Source organism: Kitasatospora sp. NPDC056273 (assembly GCF_042268845.1).
GTDB lineage: Bacteria > Actinomycetota > Actinomycetes > Streptomycetales > Streptomycetaceae > Kitasatospora.
The window spans coordinates 18,543-45,311 of sequence record NZ_JBHJSJ010000020.1 but is presented as its reverse complement, the minus strand read 5'-3'; the positions used below and the strand labels follow the sequence as shown (position 1 = coordinate 45,311).

At 74.0% G+C, this 26,769-nt stretch carries 24 protein-coding genes and 1 riboswitch; of the genes, 14 read left to right on the top strand and 10 right to left on the bottom strand.

The annotated features are described in order from the left end of the window. Positions 1-4 precede the first annotated feature (4 nt). The 3 genes from ACFCY1_RS19650 to ACFCY1_RS19640 all read left to right on the top strand — a co-directional run bounded on the left by ACFCY1_RS19650 (position 5) and on the right by ACFCY1_RS19640 (position 2,097). On the top strand, positions 5-754 hold the full coding sequence (locus ACFCY1_RS19650; RefSeq protein ID WP_049652384.1) for an IclR family transcriptional regulator: 750 nt from the start codon (positions 5-7) through the stop codon (positions 752-754). A 28-nt stretch (positions 755-782) separates the two neighbouring features. Then, positions 783-1,211, top strand: coding sequence for a RidA family protein (locus ACFCY1_RS19645; RefSeq protein ID WP_375875379.1), 429 nt, complete (start codon positions 783-785; stop codon positions 1,209-1,211). A 166-nt stretch (positions 1,212-1,377) separates the two neighbouring features. After that, on the top strand, positions 1,378-2,097 hold the full coding sequence (locus ACFCY1_RS19640; RefSeq protein WP_375875377.1) for a DUF2470 domain-containing protein: 720 nt from the start codon (positions 1,378-1,380) through the stop codon (positions 2,095-2,097). A gap of 81 nt (positions 2,098-2,178) precedes the next feature. Here the strand turns inward: ACFCY1_RS19640 and ACFCY1_RS19635 are convergent, their stop codons facing one another. Together ACFCY1_RS19635 and ACFCY1_RS19630 are read right to left on the bottom strand one after the other, a co-directional pair. Continuing rightward, positions 2,179-3,729, bottom strand: coding sequence for an APC family permease (locus tag ACFCY1_RS19635; protein ID WP_375875376.1), 1,551 nt, complete (start codon positions 3,727-3,729; stop codon positions 2,179-2,181). A gap of 346 nt (positions 3,730-4,075) precedes the next feature. Next, on the bottom strand, positions 4,076-5,056 hold the full coding sequence (locus ACFCY1_RS19630; RefSeq protein ID WP_375875375.1) for a peptidoglycan DD-metalloendopeptidase family protein: 981 nt from the start codon (positions 5,054-5,056) through the stop codon (positions 4,076-4,078). A 2-nt stretch (positions 5,057-5,058) separates the two neighbouring features. Further along, a riboswitch (cyclic di-AMP (ydaO/yuaA leader) is annotated at positions 5,059-5,259 on the bottom strand. 351 nt (positions 5,260-5,610) lie between these two features. Here ACFCY1_RS19630 and ACFCY1_RS19625 point away from each other — a divergent pair. Then, a complete protein-coding gene (locus tag ACFCY1_RS19625; protein WP_117492711.1) occupies positions 5,611-7,092 on the top strand; it encodes an MFS transporter in 1,482 nt (493 codons plus the stop codon). Positions 7,093-7,099: 7 nt separating this feature from the next. On the opposite strand, the gene purB is transcribed toward ACFCY1_RS19625, so the two are convergent. Beyond that, positions 7,100-8,530 (bottom strand): adenylosuccinate lyase, encoded by a 1,431-nt coding sequence (purB, locus tag ACFCY1_RS19620; protein ID WP_049652391.1) that lies wholly within the window; start codon positions 8,528-8,530, stop codon positions 7,100-7,102. A 119-nt stretch (positions 8,531-8,649) separates the two neighbouring features. On the opposite strand from purB, the gene ACFCY1_RS19615 reads away from it, so the two are divergent. Then, complete coding sequence (locus ACFCY1_RS19615) at positions 8,650-10,776, top strand: HelD family protein (protein ID WP_375875374.1); 2,127 nt, start codon at positions 8,650-8,652, stop codon at positions 10,774-10,776. 40 nt (positions 10,777-10,816) lie between these two features. Here ACFCY1_RS19615 and ACFCY1_RS19610 read toward each other — a convergent pair whose 3' ends face one another. The 3 genes from ACFCY1_RS19610 to ACFCY1_RS19600 form a co-directional block, all read right to left on the bottom strand. Continuing rightward, positions 10,817-11,272 (bottom strand): MarR family winged helix-turn-helix transcriptional regulator, encoded by a 456-nt coding sequence (locus ACFCY1_RS19610; RefSeq protein ID WP_049652396.1) that lies wholly within the window; start codon positions 11,270-11,272, stop codon positions 10,817-10,819. 84 nt (positions 11,273-11,356) lie between these two features. Continuing rightward, positions 11,357-11,773, bottom strand: coding sequence for a DUF3037 domain-containing protein (locus ACFCY1_RS19605; RefSeq protein WP_049652398.1), 417 nt, complete (start codon positions 11,771-11,773; stop codon positions 11,357-11,359). Further along, a complete protein-coding gene (locus ACFCY1_RS19600; protein ID WP_049652400.1) occupies positions 11,770-12,525 on the bottom strand; it encodes a HipA family kinase in 756 nt (251 codons plus the stop codon). The genes ACFCY1_RS19605 and ACFCY1_RS19600 overlap by 4 nt, the downstream gene beginning before the upstream one ends. Positions 12,526-12,716: 191 nt before the next feature. Between ACFCY1_RS19600 and ACFCY1_RS19595 the strand changes: the two genes are divergently transcribed. Then, positions 12,717-14,075, top strand: a complete 1,359-nt coding sequence (locus ACFCY1_RS19595; protein ID WP_049652402.1) for an NAD(P)/FAD-dependent oxidoreductase — start codon at positions 12,717-12,719, stop codon at positions 14,073-14,075. A 63-nt stretch (positions 14,076-14,138) separates the two neighbouring features. Here the strand turns inward: ACFCY1_RS19595 and ACFCY1_RS19590 are convergent, their stop codons facing one another. Together ACFCY1_RS19590 and ACFCY1_RS19585 are read right to left on the bottom strand one after the other, a co-directional pair. Beyond that, on the bottom strand, positions 14,139-15,368 hold the full coding sequence (locus tag ACFCY1_RS19590; RefSeq protein WP_375875373.1) for a GDSL-type esterase/lipase family protein: 1,230 nt from the start codon (positions 15,366-15,368) through the stop codon (positions 14,139-14,141). Positions 15,369-15,622: 254 nt separating this feature from the next. After that, entirely contained in the window at positions 15,623-16,960 is a 1,338-nt protein-coding gene (locus ACFCY1_RS19585) for an aminotransferase class I/II-fold pyridoxal phosphate-dependent enzyme (protein WP_375875371.1), read from the bottom strand. A gap of 34 nt (positions 16,961-16,994) precedes the next feature. Between ACFCY1_RS19585 and ACFCY1_RS19580 the strand changes: the two genes are divergently transcribed. From ACFCY1_RS19580 to ACFCY1_RS19555, 6 genes are all read left to right on the top strand, one after another. After that, positions 16,995-17,666: a pyridoxamine 5'-phosphate oxidase family protein gene (locus tag ACFCY1_RS19580; RefSeq protein ID WP_049655499.1), complete on the top strand. Its 672-nt coding sequence runs from the start codon at positions 16,995-16,997 to the stop codon at positions 17,664-17,666. A gap of 14 nt (positions 17,667-17,680) precedes the next feature. After that, entirely contained in the window at positions 17,681-18,418 is a 738-nt protein-coding gene (locus ACFCY1_RS19575; protein ID WP_074004471.1) for an FMN-binding negative transcriptional regulator, read from the top strand. Between the two features lie 117 nt (positions 18,419-18,535). Continuing rightward, positions 18,536-19,948 (top strand): sugar porter family MFS transporter, encoded by a 1,413-nt coding sequence (locus tag ACFCY1_RS19570; RefSeq protein WP_074004470.1) that lies wholly within the window; start codon positions 18,536-18,538, stop codon positions 19,946-19,948. 57 nt (positions 19,949-20,005) lie between these two features. Continuing rightward, entirely contained in the window at positions 20,006-20,707 is a 702-nt protein-coding gene (locus ACFCY1_RS19565; protein ID WP_049655503.1) for a dienelactone hydrolase family protein, read from the top strand. Positions 20,708-20,870: 163 nt separating this feature from the next. Next, positions 20,871-22,133: an MFS transporter gene (locus ACFCY1_RS19560; protein ID WP_234348529.1), complete on the top strand. Its 1,263-nt coding sequence runs from the start codon at positions 20,871-20,873 to the stop codon at positions 22,131-22,133. Between the two features lie 100 nt (positions 22,134-22,233). Then, entirely contained in the window at positions 22,234-22,761 is a 528-nt protein-coding gene (locus ACFCY1_RS19555; RefSeq protein WP_375875370.1) for an HAD domain-containing protein, read from the top strand. On the opposite strand, the gene ACFCY1_RS19550 is transcribed toward ACFCY1_RS19555, so the two are convergent. Together ACFCY1_RS19550 and ACFCY1_RS19545 are read right to left on the bottom strand one after the other, a co-directional pair. Continuing rightward, positions 22,739-23,527, bottom strand: a complete 789-nt coding sequence (locus tag ACFCY1_RS19550; RefSeq protein WP_049655508.1) for a CPBP family intramembrane glutamic endopeptidase — start codon at positions 23,525-23,527, stop codon at positions 22,739-22,741. The two genes, ACFCY1_RS19555 and ACFCY1_RS19550, sit on opposite strands and share 23 nt — an antisense overlap. Before the next feature lie 95 nt (positions 23,528-23,622). Then, on the bottom strand, positions 23,623-25,128 hold the full coding sequence (locus ACFCY1_RS19545) for a glutamate--cysteine ligase (RefSeq protein ID WP_049655516.1): 1,506 nt from the start codon (positions 25,126-25,128) through the stop codon (positions 23,623-23,625). 378 nt (positions 25,129-25,506) lie between these two features. Here ACFCY1_RS19545 and ACFCY1_RS19540 point away from each other — a divergent pair, with 378 nt between their 5' ends. Both ACFCY1_RS19540 and ACFCY1_RS19535 read left to right on the top strand, forming a co-directional pair. Further along, on the top strand, positions 25,507-26,079 hold the full coding sequence (locus ACFCY1_RS19540; protein ID WP_074004468.1) for a hypothetical protein: 573 nt from the start codon (positions 25,507-25,509) through the stop codon (positions 26,077-26,079). Between the two features lie 412 nt (positions 26,080-26,491). Next, a complete protein-coding gene (locus tag ACFCY1_RS19535) occupies positions 26,492-26,683 on the top strand; it encodes a DUF5999 family protein (protein WP_049659119.1) in 192 nt (63 codons plus the stop codon). Positions 26,684-26,769: the final 86 nt, after the last annotated feature.

Genomic DNA, 26,769 nt, shown 5'->3' with positions numbered 1-26,769 from the left:
CACGATGAGTCAGACCGTCACCCGCGCCCTGCGCATCCTCGCCGAGCTCGGCGAGGGCGAGCGCTCCCTCGACCAGCTCGCCGAGGTGCTCGGCGTCCACAAGACGACCGTGCTCCGACTGCTGCAGAGCCTCGAAGAGGAACGGTTCGTCTATCGCGACGCGGCCTACCGCTACCACCTGGGCGCCGGCCTCTTCGCGCTCTCCGGTCTGGCCCTGGAGCAGCGCGGCGTGCGCCGGATCGCCGCCCCGCACCTGGCCGAGCTGAACGCCGCCACCGGCCAGACCGTGCACCTGGCCGCGTACGAGGGCGGCGAGGTGGTCTACATCGACAAGTTCGACTCCCGCCACCCGGTGCGGATGTACTCCCGGATCGGCCTGCGCGCCGCCCTGCACAGCGCCGCCGTCTCCAAGGTGCTGCTGGCCGACCTGCCGCTGCCGGAGCGGCGCCGGGTGGTGGCCGGGATCGACTTCGTCCGGCACACCGAACGCACCCTGACCTCCCCCGAGGCGCTGCTCGCCGAGCTGGAGAGGGTCGCCGCCCAGGGCTGGGCGCAGGACCACGCCGAGCACGAGTCCTTCATCAACTGCGTGGCCGCGCCCGTCCGGGACGCCAGCGGGCGGGTGGTCGCCGCCGCCTCGATCTCCGTCCCGGACGTCGTCCTGCCGTACGAGCAGGTGCTGGACCTGCTCCCGCAGCTGCTCGCCACCACCCGCGCCGTCTCGGCCGACTGCGGCCGCCCCGACCACAACTGACGAACCGTCATACAACGTAAGGAACCCGATGTCCGCCGAGCACCCCCAGACCTCCGAGAAGACCGAGATCCGCACCGACGGCGCCCCCGCCCCCGCCTGGATGTTCTCCCAGGGCGTCCGCAAGGGCCCGTTCCTCCAGGTCTCCGGCCAGGGCCCGCAGGACCCGGCCACCGGCGAGTACCTGCACCACGGCGACGTGAAGGCGCAGACCCGCCGCACCCTGGAGAACGTCAAGGCCATCGTCGAGGCCGGCGGCGCCACCATCGAGGACGTGGTGATGTTCCGCGTCTACCTCACCAAGCGCGCCGACTTCCCGCTGATGAACGAGGTCTACGCCGAGTTCATCGACGAGAACGTCAAGCCCGGCGGCGTGAAGCCGTGCCGTACCACCGTCTTCGTCGAGCTGCCGCAGGAGCCGATGCTGGTCGAGATCGACGCCCAGGCCGTCATCGGCTGACCCGGCCCCGCCCGACGGAAGGGCCCGGACGCCACCCGCGCGTCCGGGCCCTTCCGCCTGCCCGGGCCCGCCCGCTCGCCCCACCGCCCGCTTGCCGCACCGCCTGCTTGCCACACCCCCAGCCGCACATTAGGTTAGGCTCACCTAACTAACTGGAGGTCCGTCCATGAGCCTGCCCACCGGCGACACCGAGGTCCCCGAGCCCAGCACCGCCGACCGGATCCACAGCCTGCTCAGCACGACCTCCTCGCTCACCGTCCGCGCCCTGGGCGAGCACCACCACCTGGACACCCAGGTCTCCGTACACGGCTCCCGGCTGCGGCTGCGCGCCACCCTGGACGACCCGCTGACCACGGCCGCCGTCGGCGCCGCCGAGGGCCTCGCCGTCGTCCTCGACGTCACCGACATCGCCCCCGTCGCCGTCCGCGACCGCGTCCGCGCCCGCCTCACCCTGGCCGGCCGACTGCGACCGGCCCACCTCACCGACGACGGCCTCGGCGTGCACCTGCGGGTGGACGTCGCCCACGCCGTCCTCGCCACCCCGTACGCCACCGGCGCGATCACCGCCGCCGACCTCGCCCTGGCCACCCCCGACCCGCTGGCCCGGTACGAGGCCATGCTGCTCACCCACCTCGCCGACGACCACGCCGAGGCGCTCGACGTCCTCACCCGGCTGCTCGACCCGGCCGTGCTCGCCCACGCCCCGGAGGTCCGCCCGCTCGCCCTGGACCGCCACGGCCTGGTGCTGCGCCTGGACCACTCGCACGGCCACCGCGACGTCCGCCTGGTCTTCCCCGAACCCGCCCGGGACACCGACGACTTCGGCCATCGGATGCACGAGCTGCTGGCCGCCGCCCAGTACGGCCTGCCGGTCCACCGGCGCTGAACCCGGGCCCGCCCGGCACAAACGCCCGGGCCCGCCCGGCGCGAACGCCCGGGCCCGCCGGCCACCGCGGCCCCGGCCCGGTCACCGCTCGACCGCGTCCTCCAGCACCACCCGCCCGATCCGCGCGTACAGCCCGGGCCGCCACCGGCGCACCGCGAGCGCCAGCCCGATCCCGCCCGCGAACACCCCGATCACCAGGTACGGGATCAGCCGGAACAGCAGCGTGTGCGCCGCCTCCCCCGCCGCGGCGTCCCGGTTGAGCACCAGCAGCACCACCACCCCGGCCATCGCCACCCCGCCCGCCAGCGGCGCGGCCAGCGTCCGGAACCAGTGCGCCGTCTCCGGGTGCCGTCCGCGCACGTGGAAGTACCCGACCACGGCGAAGGAGCAGAGCGTCTGCACGACCAGGATCGCCATCGTCCCGAGCAGCGCCAGCAGCGTGTACAGGTGCGCGTACGGGTCCATGCCGGCCGCCAGGAACCCCGCCACCAGCCCCACCGCGATGACCGACTGTGTGACCGAGGCGACGTGCGGCGAGCCGTGCCGCGGATGGGTGCGGCCGAGCGCCGGGTGCAGCAGCCCCTCCCGCCCGATCGCGTACAGGTACCGGGCCGCGCACTGGTGGAAGGCCATCGCGCAGGCGAACGAGCCGGTGACGACCAGCCATTGGAAGACCTTCACCGCCCAGGCCCCCAGGTGCGCGGCGAGCTGGTCGAAGAACAGGCTGTTGCCGTCCTTGCCCGGCACCGCGCCGCCCGCCACCGCGACCGCCCGCTCGACCCCGTTGCCGGACACGATCATCCAGGACACGAAGACGTAGAGCAGCCCGACCCCGATCACGGAGATCAGCGTGGCCCGCGGCACCACCCGCTTCGGGTCGCGGGACTCCTCGCCGTACATCGCGGTGGACTCGAAGCCCACCCAGGACCAGAACGCGAAGAACAGTCCGAGCCCGGCCGCCGAGGTGCCCGAACTCCCCACCCCCTTCAGCGCGTTCAGCGGGTTCAGGGTCCCGGCCGCGAGCCCGTCCGGCCCGCCGCCGGAGAGCAGCACCGCCAGTGAGACCGCCGACAGGACGCCGATCTCCAGCACCAGCGCGACCCCGAGCACCCTGGCCGTCAGATGCAGGTCGAACCAGCCCATCACCCCGATCACCGCCGCCCCGAACAACGCGTACCAGCCCCAGCCGACGTCCACCCCCAGCTGCGAACGGACCAGCCCGCGCAGCGAGTACGCGAAGAAGCCGAGGGCCGCGGCCTCGGTGACGACGTACGCGAGCACCGCGAGCAGCCCCGAGGCCATCCCCGCCACCCGCCCCAGCCCGTGCGAGACGTAGCCGTAGAACGCGCCGGCCGCGGTGATGTGCCGGGCCATCGCCACGTAGCCGACCGAGAACACCGTCAGCACCACGGTCGCCACGATGTACGCCGCGGGCGCGCCCGCGCCGTTGCCCTGACCGACGATGATCGGCAGGTTGCCGGTCATCGCGGTGATCGGGGCGGCGGTGGCGAGCGCCATGAACACCACGCCGACCAGGCCGACCGAGTCCGCCTTCAGCCGGTCGACCCCGCTCGCCCCGGGCCGCTCCCGCCCGGCCGTCTCCCCCGCCACGCCCCCGCTGCGGACCGCCATCCGGCCTCCTCGCCTCCCGGCCCGCCCGACCGCCGGACCGGCCGGGCGCTGACCGTCCGCCAGCATGGCGCCCCGGAGGCACCCGGAGATCCCGGCGACCACCCTGCGGGACACCGGAGTTGACGCTTCGTTCGATCGCTCGAACACCCCGGGCGGGCCCGGGAACGAAAGCGGCCGGCCCGGCCGCACGAGGAGGTCCTCATGCGGCCGGGCCGGCCTGGGCGTGTCCCGCGCCCATGTCCGCCGTGCGGCGATCACCCGGTCGAGCGGTCACCCGACATGACCATCCCGGGCGATCGGTTCGCCCGCAGCGGCGGTGGTTCCTGGTACCCCGGAGCTCTCGGGGTCAGAGCGCGACGCCGTGCGCGCGCAGGTAGGCGACCGGGTTGATGTCCGAGCCGTACTCCGAGCCGTTGCGGATCTCGAAGTGCAGGTGCGGGCCGGTCACGTTGCCGGTGGCGCCGGAGAGGCCGATCTGCTGGCCGGCGGTGACGGTCTGACCGATCCTCACGCCGATCGAGGAGAGGTGCGCGTACTCGGCGTAGTGGCCGTCGGCGAGCCTGATCTCGACCTCGTTGCCGTAGGCGCCGCCGTTGCCGGCCTTGACCACGACACCGTTGGCGACGGCGCGCAGCGGGGTGCCGGTGGAGGCGACGAAGTCCTGGCCGGTGTGGTGGCCGGAAGCCCACATCGAGCCGGCCACGCCGTAGGCGGTGCCGAGCCGCGGGCCGGCCAGCGGGGCGACGAAGCCGGAGGTGGCGGCGGCGACCGGAGTGGCGGTCACGGCCTGGGCCGGAACGGCGACCTGGAGCTGGGTCTCGAGCTGCGCGGAGGGCTTGGCGGCCTCGGTCTGCACCTGGACCTGGGCCTGCGGCTTGGCGGCCTGGGTCGCCGGAGCGGACGGCTTGGCGGGCTTGGCCGGAGCGGCGGGCTTCGCCGGGGCGGCGTCGGCGGCCGGCGCGGCGGCGTGGCCGGACAGCGCGAGCTGCTGGCCCGGGAAGATCAGGTTCGGGTCGGCGCCGACGACCGAGCGGTTCTGCTCGTACAGCGCGTGCCAGCCGCCCTCGACGTTCTTGGCGTCGGCGATCTTGGACAGGGTGTCACCGCTGACGACGCGGTAGCTCTCCTGCGCGGCCTGGGCGGCCGGAGCGGCGGCCTTCGCGGCCTGCTTGGCCTCGGTGGAGGCGGCGGCCGGAGCGGCCGGGGTGTGGGCCTGGGCGCTCATCGCGGTGACGAGCGGGAGGGCGAAGGACACACCGGTGACGGCGGTGGCGATGCCGATGCGGGCGGCGCGGGGCAGGGCGATACGACGAGCCTGTGCAGGCATGGAATTTTCCTCTCCGACGCCTGCGAGGTGAGCTGTCGGGTTCGGGCTGGAGTTGCCCGGCCGCTTGCGCGGCTTCACCCCAAGCCGGTCCTGGACGCCCGCGCCCTGAGGCGCGAACTCCGGTCCGGCGACTTACCTGTGGGTCCCCCGCTCCTGCCGTACAGAGTTCGTTTCGAACCACCGGGCAGCGGCAGGACTCGGCGTTCCACCCGGCGGATCCGTCCGGACTGGCCGGGCGGTCGCTGAACTAAAACCCATCCGTTCGGGTGAAGCAATGTCGATCTCTTGAAACGGCAACGATCCCCCCTCCCACAGTGACCCTCCGCAGGCCCGAGCCCACGGTGCGTACACAACCCATTCACCCCCCGCCACTGATCCACGACCCTGCGCCGAGATCGGCCACGCCGCGCACCCGTCCGCTCACGCACCGCCAGCCGCCAACACACCCACCGGTGACCCTTGTCACGTGCGCCTCGGCAGCGCAGGATTCGCCCGTGGCCACCTCCAAGGCCGGCACCCTGCGCCTGGGCACCGCGCAGGGTCGCTGGGTACTAATGGCGACGGTGCTCGGCTCCAGCATGGCGATGCTGGACGGCACCGTGGTGAACGTCGCGCTGCCCCGGATCGGCGCCGACCTCGGCGCCTCCCTCGCGTCCCTGCAATGGACCCTGAACGCCTATCTGCTCACCCTGGCGGGCCTGATCCTGCTCGGCGGCGCGCTCGGCGACCGCTACGGGCGGCGCAAGGTCTTCCTGATCGGCGTGGTCTGGTTCGCCGTCGCCTCCGCGGCCTGCGCCGCCGCACCGAACATCCACGTGCTGATCGCCGCCCGCGCCGTCCAGGGCATCGGCGGGGCGCTGCTCACCCCCGGCTCGCTCGCCATGCTCCAGGCCGTCTTCCACCCTGACGACCGCTCGGCGGCGGTCGGGCTCTGGTCCGGCCTCGGCGGGGTGTCGGCGGCGGTCGGCCCCTTCCTCGGCGGCTGGCTGGTGGACGGCCCCGGCTGGCGCTGGATCTTCCTGCTGAACCTGCCGCTCGCCGCCGCCGTGATCGCGGTCACCACCCGGTCGGTGCCGGAGAGCCGGGACGAGGGCGCCTCCGGCCGCTTCGACGTCCTCGGCGCCGTGCTCGCCGCCCTCGCCCTCGGCGCGATCACCTACGCGCTGACGGCGGCCGGCGAGGGCCTGTCCCCCGCCGTCTGGGTCAGCGGGGTGCTCGGAGTGGCGCTCGGCGTCGCCTTCGTGGCGGTCGAGCGCCGCGCGCCCGATCCGATGCTGCCGCTCGGACTGTTCTCCTCCCGGCTGTTCACCGCCGTGAACCTGGTCACCCTGTGCGTGTACGCGGCGTTCAGCGGCGTCTTCTTCCTGCTGGTGGTGCAGCTCCAGATCGTGTCCGGCTTCTCGCCACTGGTCTCGGGCTTCGCGCTGGTGCCGATCACCGTGCTGATGCTGCTGCTGTCCGCGCGCGCCGGGCGGCTCGGCAAGCGGATCGGCCCGCGCATCCCGCTGACCGTCGGCCCCCTGCTGTGCGCCGCCGGGGTGCTGCTGATGCTGCGCGTCGGCCCGGACTCCTCCTACTGGGTGGACGTGCTGCCCTCCGTCACGGTGATGGGCTGCGGCATGACGCTGCTGGTCGCACCGCTGACGGCGACCGTGCTGGCCGCCGTCGAGGTCCGGCACGCGGGCATCGCCAGCGGGGTCAACAACGCCGCCGCCCGCGCGGCCGGCCTGCTCGCGGTCGCCGCCCTCCCGGCGCTGGCCGGGCTGAGCGGCGACGCCTACCGGGTGCCCTCCTCGGTCGACTCCGCCTTCCACACCGCGATGCTGATCTGCGCGGGCCTGCTGGCCGCCGGCGGGCTGATCGCCCTCGCGACCGTACGGGGCAACGTGCTCGCCGCCGACGACCAGCAGGTGGCCGAGCCGAACTGCGACTGGCCGTGCGGCACCACCACCCCGCCGCTGGACCCGGGCCACGTCCCCACGACGCGCGAGGGCCCCGCCACCGGTCCGGCGGCGGGGCCCTCGGCTCAGGGCTGACGAGACGTCAGAGGATGTCGCCGGGCGCGTACTTGGCGGCCTCCGGGTAGGCGGCCGCGACGGCCTCCACCTGGCGGACCACCTCGGCGACCTGGGCGCCGGCCGCGCCGGTGAAGGACAGCCGGTCGGCGAGCAGCGCGTCCAGCGCGGCCCGGTCCAGCGGGATCCGCTCGTCGGCGGCCAGCCGGTCCAGCAGCTCGTTCTCCCGGGCGCCCGCGCGCATCGCCAGCGCGGAGGCGACGGCGTGCTCCTTGATGACCTCGTGCCCGGTCTCCCGGCCGACGCCCGCGCGCACCGCGCCCATCAGCACCTTGGTGGTGGCGAGGAACGGCAGGTAGCGGTCCAGCTCGGCCTCGATCACGGCGGGGAAGGCGCCGAACTCGTCGAGGACGGTCAGGAAGGTCTCCAGCAGGCCGTCGAAGGCGAAGAACGCGTCCGGCAGCGCGACCCGGCGCACCACCGAGCAGGAGACGTCGCCCTCGTTCCACTGGTCGCCGGCCAGCTCGCCGGTCATCGAGGCGTAGCCGCGCAGGATGACGGCCAGGCCGTTGACGCGCTCGCAGGAGCGGGTGTTCATCTTGTGGGGCATCGCGGAGGAGCCGACCTGGCCCTCCTTGAAGCCCTCCGTGACCAGCTCGTGGCCGGCCATCAGGCGGATGGTCTTGGCCAGGCTGGAGGGCGCGGCGGCCAGCTGGACGAGGGCGGTGAGCACCTCGAAGTCCAGCGAGCGCGGGTAGACCTGGCCGACGCTGGTCAGCACGTTCTCGAAACCGAGGTGCCCGGCGACCCGGCGCTCCAGCTCGGCCAGCTTGTCGGTGTCGCCACCGAGGAGGTCGAGCATGTCCTGGGCGGTGCCGACCGGGCCCTTGATCCCGCGCAGCGGGTAGCGGGCGATCAGCTCCTCCAGGCGGCGGAAGGCGACCAGCAGCTCGTCGGTGATCGACGCGAACCGCTTGCCCAGGGTGGTGGCCTGCGCGGCCACGTTGTGCGAGCGGCCGGCCATGACCAGCTCGGCGTGCTGGGCGGACAGCTTGGCCAGGCGCACCAGCACGGCCACCGTGCGGTCCCGCACGTGCTCCAGGGACTGGCGGATCTGCAGCTGCTCGACGTTCTCGGTCAGGTCCCGGGAGGTCATTCCCTTGTGGATCTGCTCGTGCCCGGCGAGCTCGCTGAACTCCTCGATCCGGGCCTTCACGTCGTGGCGGGTGACCCGCTCACGGGCGGCGATCGAGCCGAGGTCGACCTGGTCGATCACCCGCTCGTAGTCGGCGACGGCGGTCGCCGGAACCTCGACGCCGAGGTCCTGCTGGGCCTTCAGGACGGCGAGCCACAGGTGGCGCTCGAGGACCACCTTGTGCTCGGGGGACCACAGCTGGGCCAGGGTCGCCGAGGCGTACCGGGAGGCCAGGACATTGGGGATCTGGGGCTTCGCGCTCACGCTTCGCAAGAGTAACAGCCGAGGTCACGCCGGACGGCGGCGGAGTGGGGTAGGCTGGGTCAATTGAGCGCCTTTCAGATGGCGCTTCGCGGCCTTCTCACCGCAAGGATACCACACCGATGAGCGAACCGCCAGTGACCGCGCGGGACTCCAGCGCCCTCGCCGCGGCCCTGCGCACCGAGCAGGCCCACCTCACCCGGCTCTACGCCCGGCTGGACACCGAGCGCGAACGGGCCCGCCGCACCGCCGACGGCGCCCACGACGGCGCCGGATCCGGCGGCACCCACCAGGCCCGGCTGGAGCGCGAGGTGCGCGCCCGCGAAGCCTCCCGCCACGCCGCCCGGCTGGAGGCGGTCGAGCGCGGCCTCTGCTTCGGCCGGCTCGACGAGCGCGACGGCACCGTCCACTACATCGGCCGCACCGGCCTGACCGACGAGGCGTACGAACCGCTGCTGCTCGACTGGCGCGCCCCGGCCGCCCGCCCCTTCTACACCGCGACCCCCGTCCACCCCGGCCCGGTGGTGCGCCGCCGCCACCTGCACACCCGGGGCCGCACCCTCACCGGCCTGGACGACGAGGCGCTCGACCTCGCCGGGCTGGACGACTCCGGCCGCCGCGCCCTGGTCGGCGAGGCCGCCCTGCTCGCCGCCCTCGACCGCGAGCGCACCGGCCGGATGGGCACCGCCGTCGCCACCATCCAGGCCGAGCAGGACCGGGTGATCCGCTCCCCGCTGCGCGGCGCCCTGGTGGTCCAGGGCGGCCCCGGCACCGGGAAGACACTGACCGCCCTGCACCGCGCCGCCTACCTGCTGTTCACCCACCGCGCCGCGCTGGAGCGCCGGGGCGTCCTGGTGATCGGCCCCAACCCCGGCTTCCTGCGGTACATCGAGGAGGTGCTGCCCGCCCTCGGCGAGACCGAGGTGGTGCTCCGCACCGTCGCCGAACTCCTCCCTGGCCTCGCCGCCACCGGCACCGACGACCCCGCCGCCGCCTTCGCCAAGGGCGGCCCCTGGATGGCCGGGGTGCTCCGCGCCGCCGTGGCCGCCCACCAGACGGCCCCCGTCGAGGGCCTGGACCTCGGCGAGGGGCTGCGGGTCTCCGCCCGGGCCTGCGCCGAGGCCAGGGACGCCGCCCGCGGCTTGCGACTGCCGCACAACCGGGCCCGCGCCTTCTACCTGGGCACCCTGCTCGACGCCCTCGCGATCGGCCAGGCGCTCACCCTCGGCCGCCCGTACGACGACGAGGAGGCGCACTACGCCCCGCGCGAGTTGTGGGAGCGGCCGGACGTCCGCGCCGCGCTCGACCCGCTCTGGCCCCGGCTCACCCCGCAACAGCTGCTCGAACGCCTGCTCACCGACCGGGAGTTGCTCGCCTCAGCGGCCCCCGAGCACGCGACCGCCCTGCTCCGCCCGCCCGGCTCCGAGTGGACGGCCGAGGACGTCCCGCTGCTCGACGAGGCCGCCGAACTCCTGGGCGCCGAGGGGCCCCCGGCCCCCACCGGTCAAGACTCGGACGAACTGGCCTTCGCCCAGGGCGTGTTGACCATCACCGGGCAGACCGACGACGCCCTGCTGGACTCCGCCGCCCTGGCCGAGCGCTTCCGCGACGACGGCCCGTACCGCTCCACCGCCGAGCGCGCCGCCGCCGACCGCACCTGGGCGTACGGCCACGTCGTCGTGGACGAGGCGCAGGAGCTGTCCGCGATGGCCTGGCGCGCCGTCCTGCGGCGCGTCCCGACCACCTCGCTCACCATCGTCGGCGACCTCGCCCAGACCGGCTCGCCCGCCGGCGCCCGCAGCTGGGCCGAGACGCTCGACCCGCACCTGCCCGGCCGCTGGCGCGAGGAACGGCTCACCGTCAACTACCGCACGCCGGAGCCCGTCATGGCCCTCGCCGCCGCCGTGCTGCGCACCGCCGTACCCGGCCACCGGCCGCCCGAGTCCATCCGCCCGGGCACCGAGCGGCCCCGCGCGGTCCGCGTCCCGGCGGGCGGCTTCGCCGCCGCGCTCGCCCGGCTGCCCGCCGGCCCGGGCACCCTCGGCGTGATCGCACCGGACGCCCTGGCCGGGGAGCTGGACGCACTCACCGTCGCCGACGCCAAGGGGCTGGAATTCGACGCGGTCGTGGTGGTCGAGCCGGCCGCACTCGCCCCGCGCGACCTCTACGTCGCCCTGACCCGGACCACCCGCTCACTCACCCTGCTCCACCACCGGCCGCTGCCACCGGAACTCGCCGGGCTGCTCTGACCGGGACGAAGCACTGGTGGCGTACGGGCGGCGCGGGGTCCTACTGCGCGCCGCCCGTACGACCGGCCAGCACCGGCAGCACCTGGGAGCAGATCGAGTGCAGGGCGATCCGCTGCTCGTCGGTCATCGCCTCGAAGGCCTGGTGGGTCCGGGCCATCTCGCCGCGGATGCGGTTCAGGATCTCCCGGCCCTCGGCCGTGATCACCACGATCTTCACCCGGCGGTCACCGGCCGCCGCCTCCCTGTTGGCCAGGCCCAGCGACTCCAGCCGGTCCACGATCCCGGTGACGTTCGAGGCGTCGCAGCCGAGCCTCCCGGCCAGCGCCCGCATCGGCACCGGCTCCTGCACCGCGCCCAGCGCCTTGGCCTGCGAGGAGGAGAGCCCGTGCCGGGCTGCGGCGGCCGCGAAGTCCTGGAAGTACGCGGCACCGACGGAGGCCAGCGCCTCCATCAACTCGGCGTTGGTCGGTACGGTCGTCGTCGCTGTCGAACCCATGGGGCCAGAGTACGACCAGGTGCTTCAGCAACTCAAGCTTTGACCACGGCAACCGTCCGCGAGCCGCCCCGGAACCCTCCGGTGTCAGAGCACCAGCTGGTCGAACAGCCGCCGGAGCTCCGCCTCCGGGTCCGCGGTCAGCCCGGTGTGCACCGGCCCCGGCTGGACGATCGCGCTGCGCGGCGCGGTCAGCCAGCGGAACCGCTGCCCGGCGCTGTCCCCCGCCGCCGGACCGGCCTGCGGGCCGCCGTGGCAGACCGCCTCGATCCCCTGCAGCGCCCGCCGCACGCCCTGCACGTCCGCCACCGGGTCCAGCGCCAGCAGCCGGGCCTGGTCCAGGTGGGTCCGGGCGGCCAGGTGCGATTCCTGTCGGCAGTACAGCAGCACCCCGACGTTGACGCACTCGCCGCGCTCGACCCTCGGCACCGCGCGGATCACGGCGTACTCGTAGTCGTGCAGCTCGACGGTGGCCGGCAGCACGGACAGCGTGAACTCGGTCATGCGGGCACCTCCGGCAGCCAGTCGCGCGGACCGGCCAGTCGCTCGGTCAGCTGGGTCCGGTACGCGGCGCGCACCTCGTCGGGCGAGTCGAAGCCGAACTCGTCCACCAGCCAGACCTCGGGGATCTGCGCCACCGCGCCCTCGATCGCCGCCTCGGCGAGCGGCGCGAGCGCCTTGTCGGCCGCCGCCAGGTCCGGCCGGGCCCCCAGCAGCGCGTGGTCGGAGGCGTCGTACGGACGGCGGATCCAGGCGGCGGCACCCGGCCAGTTGTGGTGGAAGATCAGGCTCGCGCCGTGGTCGATCAGCCGCAGCCCGCCGGTCGCCACCAGCAGGTTGGGGTTGCGCCAGGAGCGGTCGACGTTGCCGATCAGCGCGTCGAACCAGAGCACCTGCCCGGCGAGCTCCGGATCCACCTCGAAGCAGAGCGGGTCGAAGTTGAGCGCGCCGCTGACGAAGGCCATCCCGAGGTTGGTCCCGCCGCTGGCCCTCATCTGGTCCTGGATCTGGTGGTCCGGCTCACTGCGCGCGAGCACCGGGTCCAGGTCGACCGTCACCAGCTCCGGCACCGGCAGCCCGAGCCGCCGGCCGAGCTCCCCGGCCAGCACCTCCGCGACCAACGCCTTGCGGCCCTGCGCCGCACCGACCCATTTCAGCGCGTACAGCCGCCGATCGTCGGCCTCGACCAGGCCCGGCATCGAGCCGCCTTCTCGCAGTGGCGTCACGTACCGGATCGCCGTCACCTCGGGTAGCACGGCCGACAGCCTATCGGTGTCGCCACCCTTTCCTCTCTCCCCCTCCCGCCGCCACCCCGTTCTCCCTCTTCTCCCTTTTCTCCCCGCCCTCCTCCACCCCACCCCCACGGCCCCGCCCCGGTGGCAGCCCCCGCTGCTCCGTGCGAGTGTGGCGGACAGTAATGGGGACCTTCACGGCAAAGGGATGAGCGATGGAACGACCTCGGATCCTGATCGTGGGCGGTGGCTTCGCCGGCCTGGAGTGCGCCCGCCGCCTCGAACACAAGCTGTCACCGTCGGAGGCCGAGATCTCGCTGGTCACGCCGTTCAGCTACCAGCTCTACCTCCCCCTCCTCCCCCATGTCGCGGCCGGCGTCCTCACCCCGCAGTCCGTGGCCGTCTCGCTGCGCCGCACGCTGCGCCGCACCCACATCGTCCCCGGCGGCGCCATCGGTGTGGACCCGGCCTCCAAGGTGTGCGTCGTCCGCAAGATCACCGACGAGGTGGTGGCGCAGAAGTACGACGTCCTGGTGCTCGCCCCCGGCAGCGTCACCCGCACCTTCGACATCCCCGGCCTCACCGACTACGCCCGCGGCATGAAGACGCTCGCCGAGGCAGCCTACGTCCGCGACCACGTGATCGCCCAACTCGACCTCGCCTCGGCCACCTTGGACCAGAAGGAGCGCGAGTCCCGGCTCCAGTTCGTGGTGGTCGGCGGCGGCTACGCGGGCACCGAGACGGCCGCCTGCCTCCAGCGCCTGACCACCGCCGCCGCCCACCGCTACCCGCGTCTGGACGCCCGGCAGATCAAGTGGCACCTGATCGACATCGCCCCGAAGCTGATGCCGGAGCTCGGCGACCCGCTCGGCGAGGCCGCCCTGGAGGTGCTGCGCGACCGCGGCATCGAGGTGTCGCTGGGCGTCTCGGTGGCCGAAGTCGGCGCCGAGACGGTCAAGTTCACCGACGGCCGGGTGCTCCCCTGCCGCACCCTGATCTGGACGGCCGGGGTGGCCGCGAGCCCGCTGATCGGCACCCTGGACGCCGAGACGGTCCGCGGCCGGCTCGCCGTGACGGCGGAGATGCGGGTGCCGCAGTTCGAGGGCGTGTTCGCGCTCGGCGACGCCGCCGCCGTCCCCGACCTCGCCAAGGGCGACGGCGCGGTCTGCCCGCCGACCGCCCAGCACTCCGCCCGCCAGGGCCGCGCGGTCGCGAACAACGTGATCGCCTCGCTCCGCAACCAGCCCCTGGAGCCGTACTACCACAAGGACTTGGGCCTGGTGGTCGACCTCGGCGGCAAGGACGCGGTCTCCAAGCCGCTCGGCATCGAGCTGCGCGGGGTGCCCGCCCAGCTGGTGGCGCGCGGCTACCACCTGATGGCGATGCGCACCAACGCTGCCAAGTTCCGGGTGGGCGCCAACTGGCTGCTCAACGCGACCGCCGGCGACGACTTCGTCCGGACCGGCTTCCTCGCCCGCCAGCCCGCCCGGCTGCAGGACTTCGAGTACACCGACGCGTACCTGACGAAGGATCAGGTCATCGCGCACGCCCAGTCCCTGCTCGCCAAGGGCTGAGCACCGCGGAACGGCGGAACGGCGCCCCCACGGCCGAGGCCGCGGGGGCGCCGGACCGTGTGCTCACCGTGCGGTCAGGTACATCCCGCTCGCGTCCTGCCCGGCCGTGTTGCGGCACGCGTAGTCACCGCTCGGGCGCGCCCACAGCAGCGTCAGGCAGCGCCCGACCGCCTGCTGGCCGTAGTAGTTGGGGTGCATCGACTCCTGCAGCACGCCCTGCGTGGAGTTGAGGCCGCCGTCCAGGAAGCGCGCCCACTCACTGGTGGTCGCGGACGGGCCGGAGCTCGCGGTCGGCTGCCGGGTGGCCGTCGAGCAGACCTCGCGGCCCTGCAGCATGTCCGACAGGTCCAGAAACTGCGCGCCCTTGGCGGCGGCGACGCCCGCCAGCGCCTGGGAGATCTGCGGCACCATCGAGTCGCGGGCCCAGTCGGCGTCGCCGTCCCAGAACGGGCAGCCGCCGGTGTTGGAGCGGGTCCAGCCGCTCTCCGGGTACCGCATCTCGGCGCCGCGCGGGATCGGCGACGGGTAGGACTGCAGCACCAGGCGGTAGTCCGACTGCGCGTAGCCGGCGCCGGCCATCACCGCGCGGATCTCGTCGATCGCCTTGCCGACCCCGGCCATCGCGGCGGGCATCTTGGCGTCGATCCCGGACTGCGCGGAGTCGTGGCAGTAGGAGTACCAGATCAGGTAGTCCTGCACACAGGTGGAGATGACGTCCGAGAAGCCCAGGTCGTTGCCGCCGATCGACAGGGTGATCAGCTTGACGTTGTTCTGCCGTGCCACGGTGGCGAGTTGGTCGGCCTGCGGGGCCTCGCCCTTGAGCGACTGGCCGCCGTTGGCGGCACGGAAGACGTTCGCGCTGACGGCGCCGGAGCAGGCCAGGTCGATCTCGTTCTGGGCACCGGTCGAGGCGCTGAGCACCTCGGCGACGTCCGAGCGGTCGCACCCGCTCGCGGCGGTGGCGCCGTAGACCCGCGAGGGGTCGTACGAACTGCCGGTCCAGGCCCGGTCGGTGCCGTTGCGGCCGCCGCCGGTGCCGGCCGCGTTGCCCTTCCAGCGGCCGGCCTCGCCGGAGATGTAGCTGTCGCCGAGGGTGACGCTGGCGGTGGGCCCGGACGGCAGGACGGCCGGTGCGGCCGGGGTGGACGGAGCGGCGGAGGCCGGCGAGGCGACGGCCAGGCCCGCGACGGCGATCGGGAGGGCCAGGGCCGCGGCGAGCAGTCGTCGGCCGGGGCGAGGGGCGCTGCCGGTGCTGCGGGCACTGCGGGTACTGCTCGAACAGTTCTCGGGCACTGCGGAACTCCTGCGGCTCGGTCCTCCCGGGGAAACGGGGAACGGGAGGACGCCTGGGTGAGGGTGGGCCGCCGGCCGGTGGCGCGATGAAGATGACATGCGCGCGCCCACCACCGCTAGGCGTCTGCGGGAGGTTTCCGCTTTTGTTACCGCCGGGTTCAGACCAACCGGGCGGGCGACGCCCGGACGCCGCCCGCGGTTCACACCCGCCACACCTGTCCCACCCGCCCCGCACCCCAGGGCCCGAGCACGACTCACACCAGCCGCGACCCGACCCCGCCCGCCCCCAGCACCGCCGCCAGGTCCTCCGCCAGCTCCCGCGCCTGGGCCGCCTCCAGCCGCGCCGTGGTGAACCGCAGCCCGGGCGGCGACTGGATCCGGTACCGCGCGCCGGGCGCCGCGACCCAGCCGCGCTGCACCAGCGCCGCCAGCACCGAGGTCTCGTCCGGCACCGGCACCCAGACGTTCAGTCCGCTCCGCCCGTGCGCCGCGATCCCGCGCGCCGCCAGCTCGTCCAGCAGCGCGTCCCGCCGGGCCCGGTACGCGGCGGCCACCCGGTCGGCCGGCGCGGCGTCGCCGCTCCACAGCTCCGCGACGGTGCGCTGCAGCAGGTGGCTGACCCAGCCGGCGCCCAGCCGCAGCCGGCCGGTCACCCGTCCGATCGTCTCCTCGTCGCCGACCGCCACCGAGACCCGCAGGTCCGGCCCGTACGCCTTGGCCGCCGAGCGCACCACCGCCCAGTGCCGGGTGCCCGCCCCGACCAGCGGGTGGTACGGCTGGTCGACCATGCCGTGCCCGTGGTCGTCCTCGATCAGCAGCACCCCGGGGTGCTCGGCCAGGACGGCCTTGAGCGCCTCGGCCCGCCGCGCGGTGAGCGCCGCACCGGTCGGGTTCTGCGCCCGGCTGGTGACCACCACGGCCCGGACGCCCTCGGCCAGCGCGGCGGCCAGCGACCCCGGCAGCGGGCCCTCGTCGTCCAGCCGGACGGGCACCTGCTTCAGCCCCAGCGCGGGCAGCAGGTCGAGCAGGCTGCCCCAGCCCGGGTCCTCGACGGCCACCGCGTCGCCGGGGCGCAGCCGGGCGCCGAGGATCCGTTCGACGGTGTCCAGCGAGCCGGAGGCGACGGCGATCGGGCCGCCGGGCAGGCCGTCGGCCTCGAAGGAGGCGCGGGCGAGCGCGAGCAGCCGCGGGTCGACGCCGGCGTGCCCGTACAGCACGGGGTCGGTGCGCGCGGCCTCGGCGGCGGCCGCGAGGGCCTGGGCGAGGTCGGGCAGCAGGGCCGGGTCGGGGTTGCCGGTGGACAGGTCGCGGGCGTGCGGCGGGACGGGGATGCGGATCTGGTCGCGCGGGGTGAGCGCGGGTCTGGGCAGGATGCGGCTGCCCTTGCGGCCGGCGGTCTCGATCACGCCGCGGTCGCGCAGCAGCCGGTAGGCGGCGGCGACGGTGTTGGGGTTGACGCCCAGTTCGGCGGCGAGGTCGCGCAGCGGGGGCAGCGCGGTTCCCGGGGCGAGCTGCCCGCTGCTCACGCCCTGCTCGACGTGGGCCGCGATTTCGCTGGCGCGTCGCCCTTTCAGCGGATAGTCTCCTAGCACAAAGCTAAGTATGCACTAGTACATAGAGGATGTCATGTCGGCCAACCCGGAAGACTCGCCCAGCTACTCCCGCACCCCCAGGACCACCCCCACCCGCTACCGGGACCGGGCCACCTGGGAGCAGGAGGCGATCCACGCCATCCTCGACAGCGCCTACATCTGCCACCTCGGCTTCGTCGTCGACGGCGCCCCCGTGGTCCTGCCGACGATCTTCGCCCGGGTCGGCAGCCGGCTCTACGTCCACGGCTCCACCGGAAGCCGCCCGATGCGCAACGCCTCCGGCGAGCAGGGCATGCCGGTGTGCGTCACCGTCACCCAGGTCGACGCGCTGGTGCTCACCAAGTCCGCGTTCAACCACTCGGTGAACTTCCGCTCGGTGGTCGCCCACGGCACCGCGCACCAGGTCACCGACCCCGAGGAACTGGACGTGGCGCTCGCCGCCCTGGTCGACCACGCGATACCGGGGCGCTCCGCCGAGGTCCGTCCGGCCAACGCCAAGGAGCTCGCCGCCACCGCCGTCGTCCGGCTGGAGCTGGACGAGGTCTCGGCCAAGACCCGGGAGGACGGCGCCGCCGACGACCCGGAGGACACCGGCCTGCCGTACTGGTCCGGGCTGATCCCGGTCACCACCGTGCACGGCACCCCCGAGCCGCACCCCGGCACCGCCGTCCCGCTCCCCGCGCACCTGCGCGGCTACCCCCGCTGACGGGAGGCCCACCCGTGCTGATCAGATCCTGGGACCGCGGTGACGAGGCCGAGTGGCGCGCCTGGCTGGCCGAGGGCCGCGACTTCGGCCTGCTCGCCGCCAACGGCGGCCCCGGCGAGGGGCCGGTGCTGGTCCCGACGCACTTCCTGCTGGACGCCGACCGCGGCGAGATCCTGCTCCACCTCGCCGCGCCCAACCCGCTGCTGGCCGCCGTCCGGGCCGACCCGAAGGTCACCCTCGCGGTCACCGACGGCTACGCCTTCGCCCCGGGCCACTGGCGCGGCGCACCGGGCACGCCCACCAGCTACTACGCCTCGGTCCACTTCCACTGCACCGCCGAGGTGGTGGAGTCCGCGGCCGGCAAGGCGGAGATCCTCAACCGCCAGCTGGCGCACTTCCAGCCCGAGACGCCGGAGGTCCGGGTGGTGCCCGGCGAGGGCGAGCTGGCCCGGCAGCTGCCCGGCCTGCGCGGGCTCCGGCTGACCGTCGACGAGGTGCGGGCCAAGTTCAAGTACGACGACAAGAAGCCCGCCGAGGCGCAGTACGCGATCGCCGACCGGCTCGCCGAACGCGCCGACGGCCGGGGGCGCGGCCGCGACCAGTACGCCGCCGCCCGGGCCCAGTTGCTCCGCCGTCACCGGCGGCGCACCGCCGAGCCGCGGGGCGCCGCCGGCCCCGTGGGCGACGCCCCGCGCGCCGACCTCCCGCGCACCGTCGACCGGCGCACCGAGCGGCCGCGCGCCGCCGACTGACCCCGGATCACCCGGTCGGCCGCCCCCTCGGGCAGGTCGGCCGCCGCGCTGCTCGAATGTGAGACGAGCCCTGCCCACTCGGCGTCAGAGCGGGCCCGTCCACCCCCGGGAGCGCGCGTGTCCTCAGTCAACAGCCAACGGGCGGCCGGCGAGGCCCACCTCGGCCACGTGGTGTTCATCTCGGCGGCCGCCGCCATGGGCGGCTTCCTGTTCGGCTACGACAGCGCGGTGATCAACGGCGCCGTGACGGGCATCCAGAAGCACTTCGGGGTCGGCCACGGCACCACCGCCTTCGTGGTGGCGATCGCGCTGCTCGGCTCGGCGGTGGGCGCGGTGATCGCCGGCCGGCTCGCCGACCGCCTCGGCCGGGTCCGCACGATGCTGCTGGCCGCCGCCCTGTTCGCGGCCAGCGGCATCGGCTCGATGTTCCCGCCGAACATCGAGACCCTCGCCACCTGGCGCGTGGTCGGCGGCATCGCGATCGGCATCGCCTCGGTGATCGCCCCGACCTACATCGCCGAGGTCGCCCCGACCGCGTACCGCGGCCGGCTCGCCTCCTTCCAGCAGATGGCGATCGTGCTCGGCATCACCGTCTCCCAGCTCGCCAACTGGGCCCTCAACCAGGCCGCCGGCGGCGAGTCCACCAACCACCTCGGCGGCATCCAGGCCTGGCAGTGGATGCTCGGTGTCGAGGCCATCCCGGCCCTGGTGTACGGGCTGATGGCGCTCGCCATCCCGGAGTCGCCGCGCTTCCTGATCGCCGACCACCGCGAGGAGCAGGCCCGCAAGGTGCTGGTCGAGGTCGAGGGCGAGGGCGTGGACCTGGACGCCCGGGTGGCGGAGATCCGCTCGGTACTGGAGTCCAGCCACAAGCCCCGGATGAAGGACCTGATGGGCGGCCGCTTCGGCCTGCTGCCGATCGTCTGGGTCGGCATCGGCGCCTCGGTGTTCCAGCAGTTCGTCGGCATCAACGTGATCTTCTACTACTCGTCCCTGCTGTGGCAGTCGGTCGGCATCAACGAGTCCAACTCGCTGCTGATCAGCCTCTCCACCTCGATCATCAACGTGATCGGCACGGTGATCGCGATGGCCCTGGTGGACCGGATCGGCCGCAAGCCGCTCGCCCTGGCCGGCTCGATCGGCATGGCGGCCGCGCTGGGCACCGCCGCCTGGGCGTTCTCCTACCGGGAGGGCACCGGCGACACCGCCACCCTGGACAACACCCACGCCACCGTCGCCCTGGTCGCCGCGCACGTCTTCGTGCTCTGCTTCGCCTTCTCCTGGGGCGTGGTGGTCTGGGTCCTGCTCGGCGAGATGTTCCCCAACCGGATCCGCGCGCTGGCGCTGTCCGTCGCCGCCTCGGCGCAGTGGATCGCCAACTGGGCGATCACCGTCAGCTTCCCGGACCTCGCCGACTGGAACCTCTCCGCGACGTACGTCATCTACGCGGCCTTCGCGCTGCTCTCCATCCCGTTCGTGGCCTTCTGCATCAAGGAGACCAAGGGACGCGCCCTGGAGGAGATGGGCTGACCCGGACCGCCCCGCCGAACTCCCGCCGCTCGCGGCCCGACCCACCGAGAGGAAGCCATGCCTGACCAGGGCGGCTCCCGGCAGAACGTCACCTTCCCGAGCAACGGCCGTACCGCGCACGGCTACCTGGCCCGCCCGCCGCAGGGCGTCGGACCGGGCCTGGTGGTGGTGCAGGAGTGGTGGGGCCTGACCTCGCACATCGCCGACATGGCCGACCGCTTCGCCGCCGAGGGCTTCACCGTCCTCGCCCCCGACCTGTTCGGCGGCGCCACCACCCACGACGGCACCGAGGCGGCCCGGTTCCGGCGCGAGCTGCCGGTCGACCGGGCGGTGGAGGACCTGGCCGGGGCGGTCGACCACCTGCTCGCGCTGGACGGCGTGGTCGGCGACGCGGTCGGCGTGGTCGGCTTCTGCATGGGCGGCGGCTTCGCCCTGCTGCTGGCCGCCCGGGCCGGCGACAGGGTGGCCGCCGTGGTCCCGTTCTACGGCCTGCCGCCCGACCCGGACTTCGACTACCGCGGCCTGACCGCCCACGTGCTCGGCCACTTCGGCGAGCTGGACGGCTCGATCCCGATGGCCGCCGTGGACGAGGCGGCGATCCGGATCGGCGAGGCCACCGACGTCCGCCCGGAGATCCACTTCTACCCGGCCGGGCACGCCTTCATGAACGACGAGAACCTGATCGGCACCTACGACCCGCTCCAGGCCCGGATCGCCTGGCGCCGCACCGTCACCTTCCTCTGGGGCCACCTCGGCTGACGGGGCCGGCACGGCCGACGGGGCAGCCCTCGACGTTCGGGGCCATCTCGGCCGACGGGGCGGACTCGGCCGACGGGGCAAGCTCGGCTGAAACCCCACCCTCCCGACGCCCCGGTACGACAACCGGATGGACACCCGTACGCCCCCACGGCATAGTCTCCGGGTGCCGACCCCACCCTCACGCCGCTTCGCCTGGGCGAGCCGCAACTTCCGCATCCAGACCGCCGCCACCGTGGTCAGCGGCCTCGGCAACGCCGGCGCCCCCATCGCCACCGCCTTCGCCGTGCTCGGCACCGGCGGCACCACGACCGAGGTCGGCTACGTCACCGCCGCCCGGCTGGTGCCCACCGTCCTGCTGATGGTGGTCGGCGGCACCCTCGCCGACCGGCTGCCGCGCCACCTGATCATGGTCGCCGCCAACGTGTTCAGCGGGGTCTCCCAGGCCGTCCTGGCCGCCCTGGTGCTGACCGGTGACGTCCGGCTCTGGCAGATGCTGGCGCTCTCCGCGGCCGGCGGGGCCGGCTACGCCCTCTACTCCCCCGCCTCCGGCGGCATGATCATGCAGGCCGTCCCCCAGGAGCACGCCGCCCGCGCCTTCGCGGTCTTCCGGATGGGGCTCAACGCCTCCCAGATCGGCGGCGCCGCCCTCGGCGGGGCGCTCACCGCCCTCGTCGGCCCGGGCTGGGTGCTCGCCCTGGACGCCCTGTGCTTCCTGGTCGCCGCCGCCCTCCGCTTCTTCCTGGAGCCGGAGAAGGCCCCCGCGTCCTCCGGCAGCAGCATGCTGCGCGACCTGCGCGAGGGCTGGCGGGAGTTCGCCTCCCGCCGCTGGCTCTGGGTGATCGTGCTCCAGTTCTCGGTGCTGGTCGCCTGCATCAACGCGGTCGAGTCGGTGTACGGGCCGACCGCCGCCAAGGAGCGGCTCGGCGGGGCGGGCGCCTGGGGCCTGGCGATGGCCGCCTACGGCGTCGGCCTGGTGGCCACCGGCGTGCTGATGACGCGCTGGCGGCCGCGCCGGATCCTGCTGGTCGGCAACTGGGGGGTCTTCCTGTTCGGCGTGCCCGCCCTGGCCCTCGCCGCCGAGGTGCCGCTGCCGCTGCTGGTCGTCGCGATGTTCCTGTCCGGCGTCGGCGTCACCGTCTTCGGCGTCAACTGGATGGTCGCGCTCCAGCAGGAGATACCCGAGGAGATGTTCTCCCGGGTCACCGCGTACGACGAGCTCGGCTCCTACTCGCTGGCCCCGGTCGGCACCGCGCTGGCCGGCCCCGCCGCCGTGGCGCTCGGCCTGTCGGGCGCGCTCTGGGCGTGCGCCGCCGCCTGTCTGGTGCTCAGCGCGGTCGTCCTGCTGGACCCGCAGGTGCGCCGGCTGAGCCGTCGGGGCACGACGGACGCACCGGTGCCCGTCAGCGAGCCCGCGCCCGCTCCATGAGCCCCCTGTGCGCCCCGCGTGCGCCCGCCCGTGGGCAACCGCCGGTGCGCGGGTGACGTCCGAAGTGTCAGGAAACACCACCGTCTCCGAGGGGCCACCGGTGCCGAAGCCACTGCTGTTCCTGGACGTCGACGGCGTCCTCAACCCGGTCCGCCCCCACCCGGACGCCGGGTTCGACACCCACACCCTGTTCGGCTACACCGTCCTGCTGTCCGCCCGGCACGGCACCTGGCTGCGCGAACTCGCCGGAACGTACGACCTGGTCTGGGCGACGACGTGGGAGGAGAACGCGAACACCCACATCGCCCCGGCGATCGGCCTGGACCCGCTCCCGGTGGTCACCTTCACCGGCTACGTCCCGCAGCCCGGCGACCCGCGCGTCCCGCTGATGGAGCTGTTCTCCGCCGCCAAGTGGGCCCCGCTGCTGCGCTACGCCGCCGGCCGGCCGTTCGCCTGGGTGGACGACGTCATCCCGCCGCGGCTGGTCCGCCGCTCCCGGTTGCGCCGGGACCGCCTGCTGCTGCCCGTCGACCCCGGCGAGGGCCTGGAGCGCCGACACGTCGACCGGCTGCTCGCCCGTCCGCCGCGCGGCCGGGCGCGGTCGCTCAAGGGGTCGGCAGCCAGCTGACGTGCCCGGCCAGCAGCGCGTACCCGACAAAGGCCACCGTGTCGATCAGCGCGTGCGCCACCACCAGCGGCATCACCCGCCCCCAGCGCCGGTACAGCAGGCAGAACACCGCGCCCATCACCATGTTGCCGACCAGCCCGCCGACCCCCTGGTAGAGGTGGTAGGAGCCGCGCAGCACCGAACTCGCCGCCACCGCCGCCGGCCAGGACCACCCGACCTGCCCCACCCGGCGCAGCAGGTAGCCGAGGACGACGACCTCCTCCAGGATCGCGTTCTGCCAGGCCGACAGCAGCAGCACCGGCACCCGCCACCACACGTCCGGCAGCCCGGACGGCGCCACCGTCAGGTTGTACCCGGCCGCCTGCGAGGCCAGGTAGAGCGCCAGCCCCGACCCGCCGATCGCGGCCGCGACGGCGGCGCCCCGGCCCAGGTCGCGCAGCTTCTGCCCGAGGTCGAAGCCCAGCACCCGCAGCGCGACGCCCTCGCGCACCAGCAGGTACCCGACCAGCACCACCGGCATCAGCCCGCGCCCGATGTAGTACAGCTGCCACACCAGGTCCAGCCAGGGCCGCCCGGGCGCCCGCGAGCCGTTCAGCGTGGCGACCTGCTGGCCGAGCTTGAGCGGTTCGGTGAGCGAGCCGGTGAAGCTGATCAGCGCGCTGATCCCGCTGGCCCCGAGGGAGAGGCCGAGGACGATCAGCAGTTCCGCGCCGAACAGCCGACGGGTGGGCTTCGCGGTCTCCGGCGCGGTCGGGACGGTGGTCACGGGGGCTCCAGCGGACGGGCGGTCGCTCCGGCCGTCGGCCGACCGCCGGAGCGATCATCCTGACACAGCCGCCGGACCGCCCCGACGGGGAGGGCTCAGCCCACCGGCCAGGTGTGCACCGGCTCGCCGCCGCGCATGAGTTCGGCGTAGCGCCTGGTCATCGCCGCGAGCGCGGCCGGCCGGTCCATCCCGTACTGCTCGCGCAGCCGGTGGAAGGTCGCGGTCTGCCAGGACGCGCCGTTGGTGCGGCGCAGGCAGCGCTGCTCGATGATGCCCAGGTAGCGGTCCCGGTCGGCGGGCTCCACGCCCCACTCGTCCAGCCCCTGGTAGGCCATCGGCAGCAGCTCGTTGAGCACCAGGTCGACCGCGGACACGGTCTGCAGCCCGCCGCCGCGCCCGGCCCGCCCCGAGCGCGGCCACTGGAACACCGCGTCGATGCCGTACCGGGCGCCCTGCTGGAAGTTCTCGTCCGCCCGCTCGAACGGCAGCCGGGTCCAGATCGGCCGGGGCTGCTCGGCCAGCACCCGCACCAGTCCGTAGTAGAAGGCCGCGTTGGCGAGCGTGTCGGCGACCGTCGGCCCGGCCGGCAGCGCCCGGTTCTCCACCCTCAGGTGCGCCACCCCGCCCGCGATGTCGTACACCGGGCGGTTCCAGCGGTAGATGGTGCCGTTGTGCAGCCGCATCTCGGCGAGCCTGGGCGCGCCGCCGGAGGCCAGCACCTTCATCGGGTCCTCGTCGTCGCAGATCGGCAGCAGCGCGGGGAAGTACCGCAGGTTCTCCTCGAACAGGTCGTACGCCGAGTCCACCCAGCGCTCGCCGAACCAGGTGATCGGGCGCACGCCCTGGGCCTTGAGCTCCGCCGTACGGGTGTCACAGGCCTGTTGGAAGAGCACCGGACGGGTCTCCCGCCACAGCTCCCGCCCGAACAGGAAGGGCGAGTTGGCGCCGAGCGCGAGCTGCGGCCCGCAGATCGCCTGGGCCGCGTTCCACACCGAGGAGAACCGCTGCGGGGTCACCTGGAGGTGCAGTTGGAGCGAGGTGGCGGCGGCCTCGGCCACCATGGTGATCGACTCCAGCTGGAGGTGCTCGACGCCCTCGATGTCCAGCGCGATGTCCTCCCCGCGGGCGGCCAGGATCTGGTCGCTGAGCAGGCTGTACCGCTGGTTGTGGCTCATCGCGTCCAGCCCGGTGTGGGCGTGCTCCAGGGTCGGCAGGATGCCCACCATGACGATCCGGGCGCCCGCCTCGGCCGCCTGCCGGTCGGCGTAGCGCAGCCCGGTGTCGATCTCCTCGCGCAGTTCCTCGAACACGTGCCCGCAGAGCCGGTGCGGCGTGATGTTGACCTCGATGTTGAAGCGGCCCAGTTCGGTCTGGAAGTCGCTGGAGCCGATCGCGCTCAGCACCTGCGCGTTGTTCATGGCCGGCAGGCCCTGCTCGTCGGCCAGGTTGAGCTCGATCTCCAGGCCCATCACCGCCCGCGGCCGGTCGAAGCGGTCCTCCCGGATCATCCGTCCGAGCACGTCCAGACACGTGTGGAGCTTGCGCCGGTAGAGCTGCCGGTCCGCCAGTTCCGCCCGAGTCGCCACGACCTTCTCGCCCACGGTCCCCTCCTCCAGAGCCACCCCGTCGAGCACCCGGTCGACCGACCGTGCAAGCATGATGCCCACCGCGAAGATCGATACCCGAACGTGCGTACTGGCTTGCAATGCAAGGCATCTGACGGAAAATCAGACGAACTGTGGACTTGCCCGACACCACAGCCTGTGATAAACAGATCACCCTGCGCACCTGTTCGAATTCGCACAGCGCTCCGGCCGGTCCGCCTCGCCCCGAAAGCCCTCGTCGAGGCGGCGACCGCGCCGGCACCGCGATCCTGCACAACCGGACACGGCCCGGCCCCGTCACCGACGACGCGTCGCCCCGCCACGCCGGTATGCCGCACTCGCACGCCGATCTCGCTTGGAGAGGCGGACCCCGCCATGACTCTGCAAACCCCCCAGCCCCCGCCGAGCGCCCTGCGCGCCGTCCTGGGCGCGCTCGACTCGGAGACCGCGCTGCGCCAGCCCGCCGCCGCAGCACTGCGCCATCCGACCGGCCCACTGCTCCCCGCCCACCCGCTCGCGGTGCACGTCCTGAACGGCCCGCGCCCGGAGCTGCCGGCCGCCCGCCGCACCGGCTGGCGCTTCCTGATCAAGGACGGCGCCGAGGTGGCCGCCGCCGCCGAGGTGGTGCAGAGCGCCGAGGGCCACAGCTTCTCCCACTTCACCGCCGGCCCCTACCTCGACTCGACGGTCCGGGCGCTGCGCGAGGCCTGGCAGCTCGCCCAGGGCTCCCGGACCCGCCGGCAGCCCCGACTGCTGACCTTCCCCGGCCAGTACGCCACGGCGCTCTGGCTGCACAACCCCGACGCCGACCCGGACGGCGACCTGCTGATCCCCCTGGCCCCGGCCCCGCTCGGCGTCGCCGCGCACCGCGCCCGGCCGGCCGCCGAACTGCTGCCGCTGCTCGCCCGCGCCCCGCTCGCCGGGCCGCTGCTGCTCGGCACCTCCTGACCCGCCGACGCCCCACGGGCCGCCGGGCCCACCCGCCCGGCGGCCCTCGACCGCGCCCGCGCGCCCGCTCCCAAACCCTCACCCGAACGGTGACCACCCGTCCGGGCCATTCGGCATGGCCCCAACGGGCCATGTCCCGACTGACCCACCGGTGCGCCTTTTCCCGTCGGCCCCACCTGAACGGGTGATCTCTACCCGGGAGTTGTGGCGCATGTCACGAAATCCCTGCGCGCGGCTCCCGGGATGCCGACACTGGGAACCAGCGTGGAAGGACCCCCTGTCCTACCCACTTGGGCGCCGGCCCACACTTGGCCGGCGCGCGGACAGGATCCGACCACCGCGGCGGCCCCGGACGGCACCACCTCCGGCGACCGCACCACGGGGAGGATCGCAGAGCGAAGCGAGGGTACGCATGTGCCAGCACCGTCCTGAGTGCCCGACGGCCGAGTCCGAGGACCGCGAGGCGGCCGTATCGGTGGCCCGTCACCCGGAGCAGGGCTGGAGCCTGCTCTGCAACGGCGTCGTCCTGTTCGAGGACACCGGCGAACTGCTGCCCGACGGCCGGGTGATCGCCCCGCGCCGCCCCGTCGCCCACGCGGCCTGACCACCCGGTCCGACCGTACGGCGGGGGCAGCCGCCGACCAGCGCAGACGGGCAGGGCCCCGGCGGAGAACTCCGCCGGGGCCCTGC